The organism is Enterococcus sp. 4E1_DIV0656 (assembly GCF_002140695.1).
In the GTDB taxonomy this organism is placed as follows: Bacteria; Bacillota; Bacilli; order Lactobacillales; family Enterococcaceae; genus Enterococcus_D; species Enterococcus_D entomosocium.
This window is the reverse complement of record NZ_NGLF01000001.1, coordinates 1280981-1297555: the sequence shown is the minus strand read 5'-3', so window position 1 is coordinate 1297555 and position 16575 is coordinate 1280981. Positions and strand designations below refer to the sequence as shown.

Here is a 16575-nt window from a genome sequence, read left to right as displayed (position 1 = left end):
AAACATAGAATGGCTAACAAACATTGTACTGCTTTCTATGCTTTTTGTCTAGATTTTTTTGCAATTTCATTACAATGATTGCATTATGATTGCGTTTCGTCTTTTGCAGCCGGCATTTCTTCAAAGTGGGCGACCAATTGTGCCACGACATCTGTTGCTAGCATCGTATGGATCTGCTTGATGGTGTACGCTACCGCTTCTGGTCCTGTCGCACCATGGGTTTTGATGACTGGTGCTTTCAAACCAAACAATACGGCCCCGCCATGTTTCGCATAATCCATTTCATTTTTCACTTTCCGCAATGCATCTTTCAGTAACAATGCGCCTAATTTCCCTTTGGTACCTGAATCAAGAATCGATTGTTTCAACAACGCCATCAAGTTCAAGGCGGTTCCTTCGATCGATTTCAAAACAGCGTTCCCAGTAAAGCCATCTGTCACGACGACGTCAGCTGTACCATCCAGTAATTCCCGGGCTTCGACATTGCCGATAAAGTGGATCGTAGGATCCGCTGACAGCAGTTCAAAGGCTTTTTTCGTTAATTCACTACCTTTGGTTTCTTCCGTTCCGTTATTTAATAAGCCGACCCGTGGTCGATTGATCCCACGAACTTTTTGGGCGTAAAAGGATCCTAAGACGGCATAGTTTGCCAAATGTTCTGGTTTATTGTCGGCATTGGCACCTAGATCCAGCATATCAAAGCCAGCATCTTTGCCGATCACTGGCATTGTGGACATTAATCCTGGACGATCGATTCCTTTGATCCGACCGACGATAAACAAACCAGCCGCTAACAAGGCACCGGTATTTCCAGCTGAAAAAATCGCATCTGCTTCGCCATTTTTCACTGCTTGTGCCGCTAAGACCATTGAAGCGGTTTTTTTCCGTCTGATTGCTTTGACGGGTTCGTCATCACTATTGATTTTTTCATCTGTGTGGATGATAGTGACATTTTTATCATCCGTCATGTATTTTTTGATTTCATTTTCTTTTCCGTAAAGGAGGAATTCAATCTCTGGAAAGTCTTTTTTCGCCAGCATGACTCCTTCTACGATCGCTTTTGGGGCGTTGTCTCCGCCCATTGCATCAACAGCAATCCGCATCTCGCTGCCACTCCCTTCATTTTCCCAATCAGTATAGCATATTCTTTAATCAAAAAATTGTTTGTCTGCTTTTTTTGCTGCCAAATAGTTCGCCAATGCCGAAAATTCTGGCAACAGCTGCCAGCTGTTTTTTTGCCAAAGCTGGGTAGCTTCGACTTGTGCCACTTCTAGAATATGGGCATCCGCGACCAAATCGGCAGCCGCAAACTCTGGCAAGCCCGATTGTCGATTGCCGAAGACTTCTCCTGGCCCCCGCAACTGCAGGTCTTTTTCGCTGACTACAAAGCCGTTGGTGGTTTCTGTCATGATTTTCATTCGTTCGACCCCCGTCTCATTTTTCGGGTTCGCGATCAAAATACAGTAAGAAGCATCGGCGCCGCGTCCTACCCGTCCACGTAATTGGTGGAGCTGGGCTAATCCGAAACGATCAGCATCGATGATCAGCATCACTGTCGCATTGGGAACATTGACCCCTACTTCGATGACCGTCGTGGAAACCAAGATCTGCAGTTGATTTTCTTTGAATGCTTCCATAATAGTGTCTTTTTCTTGATTCTTCATTTTCCCGTGCAACATCCCTACTTGATAGGTTGGGGAAAAATAACTTTGCAGCTGCTCATAAATCTCCGTGGCATTCTTGACATCCAGCATTTCGGATTCTTCGATCAAAGGACAGATGACATACATCTGATGCCCTTGGGCCAATTCTTTTTGCGCCCACTCTAAGATCGATTCAAACTGCGGTGGCCGGACCCAGCGAGTCTCTACAGGAATCCGTCCTGCCGGCATCTCATCGATCACCGAAACATCCATTTCGCCATAAGCCGTGATCGCTAGCGTACGAGGGATCGGCGTGGCGGTCATAAAGAGTACATCAGGCAGATAGCCTTTTTCCCTTAAGACTTTTCGCTGATTAACCCCGAAACGGTGTTGTTCATCGGTGATGACTAAGCCAAGATGTGCAAAGTCTACCCCTTCTTGGATCAGCGCATGGGTCCCAACGATGATGTCGATCTCCCCAGCTGCTAATTGTTCTAAGATGACCCGCCGTTCTTTTGGTTTGGTCGAGCCTGTTAAAAGAGCGGTGGTCACTTCTAAGGGGTCAAAGAGTTGATTCAAGCTCTCTAGGTGCTGTTGGGCCAAAATCTCAGTCGGCACCATCAGTGCGCCCTGAAAGCCAGCCGTCATCGTAGCATAGAGGGCGATCGCCGCAACGACTGTTTTCCCGCTCCCTACATCTCCTTGCAAGAGCCGCTGCATGTGCTGCGGACTTTTCAGGTCATGGCAGATTTCATTGGTCACGCGCTTTTGCGCATTCGTCAATTCAAAGGGCAGTTTACGAGTAAATTCTTTCAAGCGTTGCACATCATAATCGATCGCCAAGCCGTTTTTCTCGGCTTTTTCGCTTTTCTTCAGTCCTTGGATCTGCATTTGGAACAAAAAAAACTCTTCAAAAATCACCCGACGCTTCGCTTGATGGCTCTCTTGGGGATCTTTGGGAAAATGCATTGCAAACATCGCGGATTTTCGATCCAACAACCGATATTTTTCGATCAATGACAAAGGCAAGATCTCCGTGATCTGATCACCAAAATCAAGGAATGCCTGTTTGATCAGTTCGATCAACACACTTTGACGCACGGCTTTATTGACATGATAAATTGGGGCAAAGTCTTCTGCGCTCTTGCTGCCGAGAATTTTCATTCCCGTCAGTCCTTTGCGTTTGGCGTCCCATTTGCCATAGACGGCGATCTCTTCTGAGACCTCTACTTTATCCTTCAAATAAGGCTGATTGAAAAAGGAGACATTAAAGACATCGTGGTCTTGCATCATGCGAAATTGCAACCGACTTTTCTTGTAACCAAAGCGATTGACGACCGGTGGGGAAACGACGATCCCCTTGATCGTTACTTTTTCTTGGTCTTGAATCTCCGCTAATTGCCGTTCTTGAATGTCTTCATAACGAAACGGGTAATACTTTAGCAGGTCTTCGATGGTTTCGATTCCTAAACTCGCCAAGTCTTGGGCGCGTTTTTCTCCGACACCCTTTAATACCGTAAGTGGCTGATTCAGCATAGGTACCCTCCTTTTCCAAAAGTGATTTTGATTCATTGCAGGGGTTCCTGCATTCATAGAAAAAGACGGAGCCAAAAATCATCTACGATTTTTGCCCCCGCCGCCTAATTTGTTTATTCTGCTGAGAAAAGATATGGATAAACCGGCTGATCTCCTTGATGGATCTCTACTTCGATCTCAGGATGCAGTTCAACGATCGCTTCTTCGATTTTCGCTGCTTCTTTGGCTTTGCCTTCTTCACCGATAATGATGGTGACGATCTCAGTATCTTCTGTGATCATTTTTTCTAAGGTAGTCATAGAAGCAGAGAAACGATCAGGAACAGAAACAACGATTTTGCCGTCCACCATTCCTAAGAAGTCGCCTTCTGTGATTTCGATGCCATCAATTGATGTATTACGAATCGCATGGGTCACTGAGCCACTGACAACACTTGCTAAGACATCAGTCATCGCTTGCTGGTTTTCAGCTAGTGTGGATTGCTCGTGGAAGGCTAGCATCGCCGTCATCCCTTGAGAGATCGTCCGTGTTTCAACAACTGCTACTGGAATCTCGGAAACTTCCGCTGCTTGCTGCGCAGCCATAAAGATATTTTTGTTGTTCGGTAATACGATCACTTGATCAGCATTGACTTCATTGATTGCCACCAAAATGTCTTCTGTACTTGGGTTCATCGTTTGGCCACCACTGATGACATAAGAAGCGCCTAGGCTAGTAAACAATTCTTTCAAGCCTTCGCCAGCCGCGATCGCGATGATCGCAAATGGTGTCCGCGGACGTTTTACTGGTGCAGTTTTTGCTTCTTGCTGATCGTGTTCCAAGATCGTTTCATGCTGAAGACGCATGTTATCGACTTTGATTTTCACCAACGAACCGAATTTTTGACCATAATTCATAACTTCGCCGGGATGTTCCGTATGGACATGGACTTTGATGATCTCATCGTCATTGACCACTAATAAGGAATCCCCTAACTCGTTTAAGTAATTACGGAATGTTTCATAATCAAATTCACTATCTACAGTCGGACCTTCACCGATCTTCACCATGATTTCTGTACAGTAACCAAAGGTGATGTCTTCTGTCGCTAAGTGCCCTTGAACGCTGCGATGATGTTCGGCATTTACCATTTCGTCCATAGCCGCTGGGGAAGGTTCGAAGATTTCATCGGCTGGGTATTCCCCAGTCAATGCATTTAAGAAGCCTTCATAGATAAACAACAATCCTTGACCGCCGCTATCTACCACGCCGACTTCTTTTAAGACGGGCAATAGATCAGGGGTTTTCGCCAATGAACGTTTTGCGCCGTGAACCACGGCTTTCATCACTTCGATACAATCATCGGTAGTTTGTGCTTTTTTCTCGCCATATTCAGCTGAGATGCGTGCCACAGTCAAGATGGTTCCTTCCACAGGTTTCATGACTGCTTTATAGGCGGTTTCTACTCCATGAGTAAAGGCTTGAGCCAATTCTGGTGCAGTGAGTGTTTCTGCGGTCGGGATAGCTTTAGAAAAACCGCGGAATAATTGAGACAAAATGACGCCGGAATTCCCACGTGCGCCCATCAATAGTCCTTTTGAAAGTGTAGCGGCAAGATCGCCGACGTTTTCTGAAGTCGCATCTGCGACAGCTTTTGCTCCACTGGTCATGGATAGATTCATGTTTGTCCCGGTGTCTCCATCTGGAACAGGAAACACATTCAATGAGTTGACAAACTCTGCATTAACTTGTAGACGAGCCGCGCCTGCCTGCACCATTTCTTGAAACTGACTTGCGCTGATATTCGTTACCTTCACTTAGATAGTCCTCCTTAAAATCATCCGCCATGAACGGATCCCTTGCCTAATCTGGCAGTACACGTACGCCTTGAACAAATACATTTACCGAGTTCGCAGATACACCTAGCATCGTTTCTAAGTTGTATTTCACTTTTTCCTGCACGTTGCGGGAAACTTCGGAAATTTTTGTTCCATAGCTAACAATCGTGTATACATCCACTGCAATGCCGTTTTCTTCTTGGCGGACAACGACACCGCGAGAATAATTTTCTTTTCGTAAAATTTCATTGATGTTATCTTTGATTTGTTTCTTGCTAGCCATACCAACAATGCCGAACACATCTGTTGCTGCGCCTCCGACCACTGTTGCAATGACTTCATTGCTGATTTCAATAATACCTGATGAGGTTTGAATTTTTACAGCCATTTTATAGCCTCCTTCAATGGGCATGACCCATCTTTCTTCTTACATATTTTATCATAGCTGTACCGCAAATAAAAGGATGAGACATATGAAAAGGGGCTTTCTGACCAAACGTCTTGCATTTCGACCTTGTTTAATTTACAATGTTTACTGGGAAAAGTCAATGTTTCTTGAAAATTACTCTTGCTTTTCTCACCTTTCTGTGATAAATTCAGATGGTATGAGCTGAAATAGCGCTCCAACATCAAGGCAAAGGAGGAAATAACCACATGGCTAAAGTTTGTTACTTTACTGGACGTAAAACTGCAAGTGGAAACAATCGTTCTCACGCAATGAATGCGACAAAACGTACTGTGAAACCTAACTTGCAAAAAGTTCGCGTTATGATTGACGGAAAACCTAAAAAAGTTTGGGTGTCAACTCGTGCTTTGAAATCTGGAAAAGTTGAGCGCGTATAATTAGACCTTTTCGGCCGTTCGTTTTGAACGGCTTTTTTTGTACCCTTTTTTTCTTTGGTGCGCTTTCACTTAGGTTTTCATTAAAGAAAATAGGTCTTTGTTTTTTTAATCGATTCACCTGTGGTAAACTAAGAAAAAATTGATAAAGAACAGGTGACTTCTTGTGACGAAAATAAAAACATTTGCCAAACAACATTGGCCTTATATGCTTGCTAGTTTCTTCTTGCCGTTTCTTATCATGGCAGTGATCTATTTGACCATCGGTATCTACCCCGGCAGCAGCCGCAGTGTCTTAGCCAGTGATGCCTTTTCGCAATTCTCAAACTTTCATGCCAGCTTTCGCAATATGCTCTTAGGCAAGCAAAGTATCTTTTATACATGGGACGCCTCTTTAGGCTTAAATTATCTGGCATTGATCTCCTATTATTTAGGGGGAATCTTCACTCCCCTCGTCTTATTTTTCCCAAATCAGCTAATGCCAGATGCGCTGTACTTTTTAACCTTGATCAAAATCGGCAGTGCGGGCTTGGCGTTTTGGTTCTATGCCAGCCAAACCTTTAAGATCCAACGTTGGCAGCATGTGACCTTAGCAGTCTGTTATGCCTTGATGTCCTTCATCACCGCCCATTCGGAACTGATCATGTGGCTTGATGCCATGATCTATCTACCGCTAGTGATTTTAGGTATTGACCGGTTAGTGAAAAAGAAAAAAACAGTCGTGTTATTTATCAGTTATCTGCTGTTATTTTTATCCAGTTTTTACATGGGCTTTATGATCGGTCTCTTTTCCGTGATGTATTTCTTGGTTCAATTGGGTCGCAACTGGAAGCAAGCTCGCGGGGCGATCATTCCTTACGGCATCACCTCTTTGTTAGCTGGCGGCGCCTCAATGGTGATCATCTTACCTGCCTTATTAGATTTGCGGTCGAACGGGGAAGAATTGACGACGATTTCTTCCTTTAAAACCGAAGCCACCGATGTCTTTGATCTCGTGATGAAAAACATGATCGGTGTTTACGATACGACAAAATACGGCTCCATTCCCTTCATCTATATCGGCTTATTGCCGTTGCTGTTGTGTATTTTATATTTTGTTTCGAAGAAAATCCGCTTGAAAGATAAATTCTTATACGCTGGCATGTTTGCTGTTTTGATCGCCAGTTTTTATATCGTGCCGATGAATCTTTTTTGGCACGGGATGCATGCCCCAAATATGTTCCTTTTCCGCTATGCCTATTTGTTCTCTTTCTTAGTGATCATGCTGGCGGGATACGGATGGGAGCAACTTCAGCAAAAAGATCGCGGATTGTTTCTCATTATTGGTCTTTCTACGATCGTGGTATTTGCCCTCTCCTACGCATTGAAAGGAGCCGGAACCTATGAATATGTTTCCGCTACTTCCTTTGCGCTAACGATCGTATTCTTTGTTCTTTACTTGTTATGTATTGGGTTCGGGCAATTAGGTCTTTTAACACAAAAACGAGTGACGATCTTGATGCTGATCTTCGTCTGCGGAGAAATGGCCGTCAATACGAGCGGCATGGTTCGCGGAATTTTGAATGATTGGAACTATGCTTCTCGTAGTTTGTATACAGAACCTTATCCGGACATCAAAAAACTAGTCACTCAAGCCAACGAAGACAATGATACCTTTTTCCGATTAGAAAACCTTGATCCTGTTTCTTCCAACGACAGTATCAATTATGGCTACAGCGGGGTCAGCATGTTTTCTTCAATTCGTAACCGCAATTCCTCAAGCTACCTGGATAAGCTGGGCTTTCGGTCTCGCGGCACCAATTTAAATATCCGCTATCCGAATAATACCTTGCTGATGGATGCTTTTACAGGAATCAAATACAATATCTCCAAGCCAAATCTCACCAAATACGGCTTTCAACGAGTCGGAGAATCTGGTGAATACAAGCTCTATGAAAATCAAAATGCGTTACCTCTAGGTTTCTTGGCTGAACCGACCATCGAATCGATTGAACAGCCGCAAAACGACAACTTGACGAGCCAGAAAAATCTTTTCAATGGCTTGGCCGATTTAAATTTAGAGTATTTTGCCTTTCAGCCGATCACGGTGATCCATAGTAAAAATACAGATATCACCAATGACGGCATGTATATGAAATTTACTGAGCAAGAAAGCAATGTCGCAAAAGAAGTGACTTGGCAAGTGGAGGTTCCGGCGAACTCGCAAGCGTACTTGAGTCTCTTCCCTGCCAACTTCGGAGAATTGGAAAGCTCATCTGCCACCGTGACAGTCAACGGTCAGCAGCGAGAAACGCAAATCAGTATCAACGGTCAATACTACGACTTAGGACATTATGAGACCGATACGACGGTTCAATTCACCGTCAGCTTCTACGGAACGCCTGAAATCTCCTTCCAAAACCCGCAAGTCGTGACCTTGGATACCAACGCCTACCAACAAGCAATTGATGCGATCCAAGAACGAGGGGTCGCTATGACGGTCGGCAAACGCAGTGCCAAAGCCGACATCACGACTGAAAAAGAGCAGCAGCTTGTAACAACCATCCCTTATGACAAGGGCTGGACTGCTACGCTTGACGGCAAAGAAGTCCCAATCACGGCCTTTCAAGATGGCTTTATCAGTGTGACGATCCCAAGTGGCACCCATCACTTGGAACTCTCCTTCTTGCCGCAAGGCTTTGTTATCGGTGTTTGCTTGTTCTTTGGCTGCATCGCATTGTTTATCTTGTTTGCTTGGTTTTACCAGAAACAAGTAGCCAAAAAGCAAGTCTTGGACAACCAACGCCAACTCATGGATCAACCACCAGAAACCTAATCGAAAAAGAACCAACTCGTCTTTTTGAGGCGATCTCCTTAAGTTAGAGCAAAAGCTGACTTATGGGTGTCGCTCAATGATCGGTGAGTTTGGTTCTTTTTTGTGCTCAGGTTCCGCAGTTGTTCGCTCTAGTGGTCTTAGCATCCATTACCCGCTAGATCCCCTTCGATTCGGGGAGCAATGCCTAGCCCGTTAGCCCTTAGAGCGTTTAGCGAAACATAAGATAACTGTTGGGTTCTTCCGCATTTTTCTTGATGGAGTGCAACGATCGCTCCCATAATTTAACCATTTTGGTTTGTTTTAAGACGCGAAAGATCGAAAGCCCTTGATCGATTTTCAACAGTCCTTTTTCTTGATCGCCATAAATATACCAGTACCATCCTTGATAGCAAAGAAGATGCGTACTGTTTAGCATGTCTCCGCGATCTGCCAATAATTCCTCTGCAATGGTCAACACCTCTTTTGCCCACTCCAGGCGGCGAAAATTGACAAACGTCGTAAAACAACTAAAAATCAAATCCATTTGAATTTCTCGCATCAAGGACAAACCTTGTTCTTTTTTTGTGCGAGAGATAGCGATCTGCAGTAAGTGATAGGAGGTTTCGACAGGAAACAAGAATTGAAAATAACGAAACAGCAAAATCTCATAAACGCCCCAGTTGTCTACTTTCGTAAGGTAGGAAATGACGGGGCGGGTTTTGGTGCGAAGCTTTTCCATATAGTCGCCAGAAGAGTGATCGGGTTTAGGACCTGAGAGATTGATTTCATGTATCTCCTTTGTGATCTCAAGGTACAGAAAAACAAAAGAATGCTGTTTGGAAGCGGCGATCAGTTCGCTACGCATTTCCTCCAGCCCTTCTTTGCTTCTCTGGGCGTGGGCGTTACTCAAATAAGCTTCTTTGTTGATCCCTAAAATTCGATCCAGTAAATCCATAAATTCGCTCGTCATATAGCTGGGAAAGCTCATCAGGTTGTCGTGACCTTTTACGCCCTTTTGTTGCGCACGCAAATAATAAAACTCCTCCACTGTGACATGGATATTTTCTAATAAGCGTTCCAATCGATGAATACTGATACTTGAAGCACCTTGCTCAAATTTACTGATAAACGAGCGACTGTTTTGTTCATCCGCCACGTGAGCGATCGTATAGCCGCGCTCTTTGCGCAATTGTCGGTACAGTTTTCCTTCTTCCATAACCATCCTCCTCACAACGATCGGTCTACAAACACCAAACCAATCCCACTTCACGAATGAAGCTCCGCAATTAAATTTTCCTGTTCTAGATTCAAGTTTAGATTCAAACCTATAAAATGTTGAGGAGCAAAATCTGCGGCACCTTATTTACATGCCACTCTTTTAACTGCTAATCACTCGTGACAGTAACCTCTGGTATGCTCCTGGTACATTTAAATTCCACTATAGTGGATTATTTTCTTCTCTTAGTATAAAGCATCCTATACTGATTTTACAACGTAGAACGTGAAAGGATGATTTCGATGAAAGAATATCAACAAAACAACGGCTATCGTGCCTTAGTCAACGCCGCCTTACTCAGCGGTATCGGCATGAGTTTATTTAATATCGTCTTTGTAGTTTATGCCAGTACTTTACCCTTTAATGCCCTTGCTGTTTCCTTAGCCTCCATGGCACTGCTGATCCCTGATCTCTTACGGATCCTGACCGGCTATCTAGCCGATCGTACCAAAAACAAAGTGCAATGGATGATCAGCAGTCGACTATTACAAGGAGTCCTTTTCGTGGCACTCGCTTTTTTGATCCAACTGCCGCCTAGTTTATGGTCTTTCTTCCTTTTGCTAGGCATCAACATTGTATCTGATTGTTTGGGCGCTTATTGTTCTGGGTTACAGCTGCCCTATGTTCGCCGTCTTGTGCCTGCTGATTCCTTAGACAGTGCCATGGGCTTTCAAATGGCGTGTCAAACCACCGTTCAAATCGTCTTTCAAGGCATCGGTGCTTGGGGTATCATTTTACTGAATAATAATTTTGCGGCTTTTGGTTTGATCAATGCCGTGACGTTTTTCTTAGCCGCGATCGTGATCTTCTGGAACCGCTCGCTCTTCTATGCGGTGCCAGGGAAAATCAATCAAGCAGCAACACCACTCTTTCAGAATTTCTCGGATACTTTTAAATTATTGACTGGTACGGCTTTTCTTAAAAAGATGATCCTCTTTGCCTTACTGATCAATACCTTAGCTGCTAGTACGAGCGGTCTACTAAATCTCCAGCTGTTGGATGACCTTGCGCTTTGGTTTGCCACTTATGGCAACACCGTTGCGATGGCAGGCATCGCTACTTCGATCGGTATGGTCGCTGGCGCCTTGTTTGCTGCCGACTGGTTCAAGAATACCGGTCTGGTTCGCTTGATTGCGTATACCTCTTTCGTTTTATGTCTGTTGACCTTGAATTTTCTCTTCCTGCATAACCGTTGGCTCATGATTGCGCTGCTCTTTGCTGAAGGCTATCTGATTGGAAAAATCAATCCACGTTTTTCGGCACATCTGATTCGTGAGATTGATGAAGAACATCTCGCCATCAGCAGCGGGATCTTTTCCACCATTGTAATGCTAGGGGGACCTGTCGGACAAATGATCTTTTTAGGCATCGGCAATCGCTATCACGTTGCTTGGAGCTGGCTGCTTTACTTGCTTTTCGCATTTTTGGTAGCCATCGCCGCCTTAGTCGCTGCCGGTACCTTGGAAAAAACACCCACCACTGCTGCGCCTAAAAACGCGACGGCAAGGACTGAAGATTGGCAAGAAACCACCTCTGTTTTGCCTGAGAAAAAATAAAAACACAAGCTTTCGCTTTCTCTTGTTGTGTAAGAGCAGCGAAGCTTGTGTTTTTCCTTATTCATAAGCAACATGAACCAAATACAATCCTTCTGGATGAGCCGTGGGACCTGCCGCATTTCGGTCTTTTTGCGCAATGATTGCAGGAATGCTGTCAGGTGCGATCCGTCCATTGCCGATTTTCAGCAATGTGCCCACCATGATCCGGATCATCTTGTACAAAAATCCATCGCCGCGAAAGGTAAAAATCAACTCATCTCCAGCGTCATTGACCGCCATGGACGCCTCATGGATCGTCCGCGTCTTGTCATCGACTGAACTGCCCGTCGCACAAAAACTGGTAAAGTCATGGGTGCCTAAAAAATCTGGCAACGCCCGTTGGATTTTTTCCAAATCTAGCGGATACGGATAATAACTTGCATAATGACGGCGGAAAGGACTGCGGGGCTTCCCAATGTCTACCCGAAACTGGTAGGTTTTTTCAATGACTAAGTAGCGGGCATGGAAGGTATCGTCAACGATCTCCACCGATTTTACCGCAACATCTTCTGGCGTTTGGGTATCTAAACCAAAGCGCATTTTTTCCAGTGGACGCTTTTGAGGGAAATCGAAGTGGATCACTTGCCCTTGCGCATGGACACCCGCATCGGTGCGGCCAGAGCCATGAATCTGAATCGGCTGACCATTGTTCATCTTCGTTAATGTCTTTTCAATCTCTTCTTGAACCGTTCGTCCATTGGGTTGACGTTGAAATCCTTGAAAATTCGTGCCATCATAAGCGATCGTCGCTTTATAGCGGACCATTGAATCACCTGTTTCTTTCTATTTTTTCAAAAAAAGGCCTATGAGAAAAGTCTGATCGATCGACAGGCCTTTTCGAACCAGCCGCTGGGATTGCGAGCAGTCTCGTTGCTTCGTTAAGAACCTTTCGTGGGTTGACTTCAATCATAGGTCTTCGATTATCCTCTTAAGAACACTAACGCTACTGTAAAGAGCGCAAAAACGATGACAACCAATGTGTCCCGTTGGTGCCAGTGCAAAATACGATACTTGGTACGCCCTTCGCCGCCTTGATAGCCTCTGGCTTCCATAGCGGTAGCTAGATCTTCCGCACGGTTAAAGCTGCTGACAAATAAAGGAATCAATAAAGGAACGATCGCCTTCATCTTCTGCAACAGTCCCCCTTCGCCGAAATCGACCCCGCGGGCACGCTGAGCATTCATAATTTTTTCTGTTTCATCCATCAAGGTTGGTACAAAGCGCAACGCAATCGACAGCATCAGTGAGATTTCATGGACAGGGAAACGGATCGCTTTTAAAGGACGCAAAATGTATTCGATCGCATCTGAAAGCTCTAATGGGGGCGTCGTTAACGTCAACAGAGTCGACATGAAAATGATCAAAACAAAACGACAAAAAATAAAGATCCCATTTTGGACACCAAATTCTGTGATGTTAAAGATCCACCAAGACCAATAGACGTCACCGCCGGTAGTAAATAAAATCTGTAACGCCACGGTAAACAAAATCAGCCAAATCAAAGGACGTACGCCGCGAATAAAGAAGCCAAAATCAATTTTTGAAAAAGAGATACAAAAAAGCGTAAAAGCCCCCGCTAATAAATAGCTTTGCCAATTATTCGCCAAAAAGATAATCGCGATAAAATAAAAACTAGCAATCAATTTGACCCGTGGATCTAAACGGTGGATCAAGGAGTCCCCGGGAATAAAACGACCGAAAATCAGTTTATTCATCATGGGCAGTCGCCCCCTTTGCTACTAAAACATCTGCCAGTTCATCAGCCGTTAGCGGCAACTGCTCAAATGCCAATCCTCTGGCTTGTAGTTGCTCCGCAAATGCGGTTGCTGTCGGTACCCCCAACTGCTTTTCTTGCAGCCAAGCAGTGTCTTGAAACACAACGGACGGCGTGCCGGCTTTGACGAGACGTCCCTTTTCTAACACATAGACATAATCAGCATAGTTCGCCACATCATCCATCAAGTGGGTCACTAAAATGATCGTCATGTTCTTTTCCCGATGCAGGCGATCAAACATTTCCATCATCTCTTTGCGTCCTTGTGGATCTAAGCCAGCTGTCGGCTCATCTAAGACCAAAACTTCTGGTTCCATAGCTAAGACTCCAGCAATCGCTACACGGCGCATTTGGCCCCCTGAAAGGTCAAATGGTGAACGTTCCAGAAAACTTTCATCTAAACCTACCAATTGAATGTATTCTTGGGCTAAACCTTTGGCTTCTTCTTCGGAGATGCCAAAGTTTTTCGGTCCAAAAGCGATATCTCTCGCAACGGTTTCTTCAAATAATTGGGATTCAGGAAATTGAAAAACGATCCCGACTTTTTTACGTAACGGTTTTAGATTTTTGTTGTCTGACTCGGGTTTGATGACTCGCTCACCGATCGTGACCGTTCCAGTCGTTGGTTTTAATAATGCATTCAAGTGCTGCAGCAACGTAGATTTTCCGCTACCCGTATGACCGACTAAGGCGGTATAAGAGCCTTCTTTGATCTCTAAATCGATATCGAACAAAACCCGTTGTTCAAACGGAGAATGCGGTTGGTAGGTGAATCCTACTTGTTCAAAACGGATGTCCATAGCCAATCCACCATCCCTTCTTCAGTTAAGTACGCTTGTGGTACCGTGACGCCCCGCTGTTTTAGTGCCGCCTTTAATTTTTCAGGAAACGGCAGATCTAAGCCTAGCTCAATCAGTTCCGGACCTGCAGAAAAAATCTCTGCTGGTGTCCCTTCGCGGACGAGCTCTCCTTGACGCATCACCAGCACCCGATTGGCGTTAGCTGCTTCATCAATATCATGGGTGATCGATAGCACGGTCAAATTGTTTTTCTCTTTGATTTTTTTGATCGTTGCGATCACTTCTTCACGGCCTTCTGGATCTAGCATACTAGTGGCTTCATCAAGAATGATGATATCCGGGCGCAGTGCAACGACACCGGCAATGGCTACCCGTTGTTTTTGACCACCAGAAAGGCGCGCGGGTTCCCGCGTCGCAAACTCGCTCATCCGTACTTGTTCCAGAGCGTCTTTGACACGAACCAGCATTTCTTCTCGCGGGATTCCTTGATTTTCTAAACCGAAAGCCACATCATCTTCCACCGTCGAACCAACGAATTGATTGTCAGGGTTTTGAAAGACCATACCGACCATTTTTCGAATATTCCAGATATTTTCTTCATTCAAAGGCAATTCGCCGACAGAAACACTGCCTTCTTGCGGCAAGATCAAGCCATTGATGGTTTTTGCTAAAGTTGATTTTCCAGAGCCGTTATGGCCGATCAACGCCACCCATTCCCCTTTGTTGATGGAAAAGGATACGTTATTTAACGCGGCACGCTCTTCTTCGCTATAACGCACAGTAATAGCATTCAATTCAATGATTGGCTTCATGATAGACTCCTTCATTTGCGATTAATTCTTTCTAACACTACCAAAAAAGCGCACGTTTTTCAATGATTCGCGCACGATTTGTCTCCAGATCTTTTTTTCACTTGCCATCACCTGTCTTGACAGGTAATCGAAAGTAAAAAAAAAGCACTTTATGATGAGTGCGTACACCTCGAAATACATCGAGGTGTAGGCGCTGAGCTAGACTCGGAAAGTTTCTTCCAACATCATAACACTCTTAGTAAACATCTATAAAGTGATGATAAGTGTGATTTTAAACAAGTTCTAGGATAACCATTGGTGCAGCATCTCCGCGTCTTGGTTCTGTTTTCAAGATACGAGTATATCCACCTTGGCGATCTGTGTAACGAGGAGCGATATCATTGAATAATTTTTGTAATGCTGATTCAATAACTACTTCTTCGTTTTCTTCACGTACACTTGCAACTTCATTACGAACGAATGCTGCTGCTTGACGACGTGCATGCAAATCACCACGTTTACCTAAAGTGATCATTTTTTCTGCAGTTGAACGAACTTCTTTCGCACGAGCTTCAGTCGTAACGATACGTTCGTTAATGAATAAATCAGTTGTCAAATCACGCAACATCGCTTTACGTTGGCTAGATGTGCGTCCTAGTTTACGATAACTCACGTGGTTTCCCTCCTTCACTTTCGAATGTTGTATCGGTCAGACGAACCGAACTAACGTAATCGAAAACGGTTTAATCGTCTTTACGTAGTCCTAAACCTAAATCATGTAATTTCACTTTGACCTCTTCAAGAGATTTACGGCCTAAGTTTCTTACTTTGATCATTTCTGGTTCAGATTTGTTTGTCAATTCTTGTACAGTATTGATTCCTGCACGTTTTAGACAGTTGTATGAACGAACAGATAAGTCTAATTCTTCGATCGTCATTTCCAACATTTTTTCTTTTTGTGTTTCTTCTTTTTCAACCATGATTTCAGCGTTTTTCGCTTCATCAGTTAGGTTAACAAAGATGTCTAAATGTTCAGTCATGATTTTCGCAGACAAACTCATTGCTTCCAATGGTTCGATTGAGCCATCAGTCCATATTTCCATCGTTAATTTGTCGAAATCATCTCGACGACCGACACGTGTGTTTTCTACTTGATAGTTGACACGACGTACTGGTGTATAGATTGAATCGACTGGAAGAACGCCGATTGGCATGTCTTCTTTTTTGTTTTCGTCCGCTTGAACGTAGCCGCGGCCAGGTTTCACTGTTAAGCGAGCATGGAACGTAGCACCTTCAGAAACGGTACAGATATACATATCTTTGTTAAGGATTTCTACATCACTATCAACGATGATATCGCCAGCAGTTACTGTAGCAGGTCCTGAAATATCAATTTCAAGGGTCTTTTCTTCATCCCCGTACATTTTCAATGCAAGACCTTTAATATTCAAGATGATTTGAGCAACGTCTTCCCGAACACCCTTAACAGTTGAGAATTCGTGTAAAACTCCATCGATTTGAATATTGGTGATTGCCGCACCAGGTAAAGAAGATAATAAAATACGACGTAGGGAATTTCCTAGTGTAGTTCCGTAGCCTCTTTCAAGAGGTTCCACGATGAACTTGCCATAATCTTTGTCTTCATCAATCTTTGCGATTCTTGGTTTTTCGAATTCAATCATTCTTATCTATTACCCCTTTCAAAACGA

General features: G+C 44.2%; 14 protein-coding genes. 3 read left to right on the top strand and 11 right to left on the bottom strand.

Annotation, left to right across the window (positions count from 1 at the left end):
* Positions 1 to 83: 83 nt before the first annotated feature.
* The 4 genes from plsX to A5882_RS06195 form a co-directional block, all read right to left on the bottom strand.
* Positions 84 to 1103 (bottom strand): phosphate acyltransferase PlsX, encoded by a 1020-nt coding sequence (gene plsX, locus A5882_RS06210; protein ID WP_086372537.1) that lies wholly within the window; start codon positions 1101 to 1103, stop codon positions 84 to 86.
* Between the two features lie 45 nt (positions 1104 to 1148).
* Positions 1149 to 3215 carry an ATP-dependent DNA helicase RecG gene (gene recG / locus A5882_RS06205; protein ID WP_254904959.1) on the bottom strand — a complete coding sequence of 689 codons (2067 nt, stop codon included), beginning with the start codon at positions 3213 to 3215 and terminating at the stop codon, positions 1149 to 1151.
* A 77-nt stretch (positions 3216 to 3292) separates the two neighbouring features.
* Complete coding sequence (locus A5882_RS06200; RefSeq protein WP_005232500.1) at positions 3293 to 4975, bottom strand: DAK2 domain-containing protein; 1683 nt, start codon at positions 4973 to 4975, stop codon at positions 3293 to 3295.
* A 46-nt stretch (positions 4976 to 5021) separates the two neighbouring features.
* The gene (locus A5882_RS06195; RefSeq protein WP_005227125.1) at positions 5022 to 5384 is read right to left on the bottom strand and encodes an Asp23/Gls24 family envelope stress response protein; all 363 of its coding nucleotides are present in this window, start codon (positions 5382 to 5384) and stop codon (positions 5022 to 5024) included.
* 266 nt (positions 5385 to 5650) lie between these two features.
* Here A5882_RS06195 and rpmB point away from each other — a divergent pair, with 266 nt between their 5' ends.
* Positions 5651 to 5839: a 50S ribosomal protein L28 gene (gene rpmB / locus A5882_RS06185; RefSeq protein ID WP_005232504.1), complete on the top strand. Its 189-nt coding sequence runs from the start codon at positions 5651 to 5653 to the stop codon at positions 5837 to 5839.
* A 163-nt stretch (positions 5840 to 6002) separates the two neighbouring features.
* Complete coding sequence (locus A5882_RS06175) at positions 6003 to 8651, top strand: YfhO family protein (protein WP_086372536.1); 2649 nt, start codon at positions 6003 to 6005, stop codon at positions 8649 to 8651.
* A gap of 208 nt (positions 8652 to 8859) precedes the next feature.
* Here A5882_RS06175 and A5882_RS06170 read toward each other — a convergent pair whose 3' ends face one another.
* Positions 8860 to 9846, bottom strand: a complete 987-nt coding sequence (locus A5882_RS06170; RefSeq protein ID WP_086298993.1) for an Rgg/GadR/MutR family transcriptional regulator — start codon at positions 9844 to 9846, stop codon at positions 8860 to 8862.
* A gap of 302 nt (positions 9847 to 10148) precedes the next feature.
* Between A5882_RS06170 and A5882_RS06165 the strand changes: the two genes are divergently transcribed.
* Positions 10149 to 11462: an MFS transporter gene (locus tag A5882_RS06165; RefSeq protein WP_086298992.1), complete on the top strand. Its 1314-nt coding sequence runs from the start codon at positions 10149 to 10151 to the stop codon at positions 11460 to 11462.
* A gap of 57 nt (positions 11463 to 11519) precedes the next feature.
* Here A5882_RS06165 and truA read toward each other — a convergent pair whose 3' ends face one another.
* From truA to A5882_RS06135, 6 genes are all read right to left on the bottom strand, one after another.
* Positions 11520 to 12266, bottom strand: a complete 747-nt coding sequence (gene truA / locus A5882_RS06160; RefSeq protein ID WP_008376361.1) for a tRNA pseudouridine(38-40) synthase TruA — start codon at positions 12264 to 12266, stop codon at positions 11520 to 11522.
* 155 nt (positions 12267 to 12421) lie between these two features.
* Complete coding sequence (locus A5882_RS06155) at positions 12422 to 13219, bottom strand: energy-coupling factor transporter transmembrane protein EcfT (protein ID WP_005227113.1); 798 nt, start codon at positions 13217 to 13219, stop codon at positions 12422 to 12424.
* On the bottom strand, positions 13209 to 14075 hold the full coding sequence (locus A5882_RS06150) for an energy-coupling factor ABC transporter ATP-binding protein (protein ID WP_008376364.1): 867 nt from the start codon (positions 14073 to 14075) through the stop codon (positions 13209 to 13211). The genes A5882_RS06155 and A5882_RS06150 overlap by 11 nt, the downstream gene beginning before the upstream one ends.
* Positions 14051 to 14887, bottom strand: coding sequence for an energy-coupling factor ABC transporter ATP-binding protein (locus A5882_RS06145; RefSeq protein ID WP_005227109.1), 837 nt, complete (start codon positions 14885 to 14887; stop codon positions 14051 to 14053). Before A5882_RS06145 ends, A5882_RS06150 begins: the two co-directional genes overlap by 25 nt.
* Positions 14888 to 15158: 271 nt before the next feature.
* Positions 15159 to 15539, bottom strand: a complete 381-nt coding sequence (gene rplQ / locus A5882_RS06140) for a 50S ribosomal protein L17 (protein ID WP_003128038.1) — start codon at positions 15537 to 15539, stop codon at positions 15159 to 15161.
* Between the two features lie 70 nt (positions 15540 to 15609).
* The gene (locus A5882_RS06135) at positions 15610 to 16548 is read right to left on the bottom strand and encodes a DNA-directed RNA polymerase subunit alpha (protein ID WP_008376367.1); all 939 of its coding nucleotides are present in this window, start codon (positions 16546 to 16548) and stop codon (positions 15610 to 15612) included.
* Positions 16549 to 16575: the final 27 nt, after the last annotated feature.

Bases quoted from the DNA above. Each gene is read 5' to 3' on its own strand.
- plsX (WP_086372537.1), bottom strand. From the start codon at position 1,103: ATGCGGATTGCTGTTGATGCAATGGGCGGAGACAACGCCCCAAAAGCG.
- recG (WP_254904959.1), bottom strand. From the start codon at position 3,215: ATGAATCAAAATCACTTTTGGAAAAGGAGGGTACCTATGCTGAATCAG.
- A5882_RS06195 (WP_005227125.1), bottom strand. From the start codon at position 5,384: ATGGCTGTAAAAATTCAAACCTCATCAGGTATTATTGAAATCAGCAAT.
- rpmB (WP_005232504.1), top strand. From the start codon at position 5,651: ATGGCTAAAGTTTGTTACTTTACTGGACGTAAAACTGCAAGTGGAAAC.
- A5882_RS06170 (WP_086298993.1), bottom strand. From the start codon at position 9,846: ATGGAAGAAGGAAAACTGTACCGACAATTGCGCAAAGAGCGCGGCTAT.
- A5882_RS06165 (WP_086298992.1), top strand. From the start codon at position 10,149: ATGAAAGAATATCAACAAAACAACGGCTATCGTGCCTTAGTCAACGCC.
- truA (WP_008376361.1), bottom strand. From the start codon at position 12,266: ATGGTCCGCTATAAAGCGACGATCGCTTATGATGGCACGAATTTTCAA.
- A5882_RS06155 (WP_005227113.1), bottom strand. From the start codon at position 13,219: ATGATGAATAAACTGATTTTCGGTCGTTTTATTCCCGGGGACTCCTTG.
- A5882_RS06150 (WP_008376364.1), bottom strand. From the start codon at position 14,075: ATGGACATCCGTTTTGAACAAGTAGGATTCACCTACCAACCGCATTCT.
- A5882_RS06145 (WP_005227109.1), bottom strand. From the start codon at position 14,887: ATGAAGCCAATCATTGAATTGAATGCTATTACTGTGCGTTATAGCGAA.
- A5882_RS06135 (WP_008376367.1), bottom strand. From the start codon at position 16,548: ATGATTGAATTCGAAAAACCAAGAATCGCAAAGATTGATGAAGACAAA.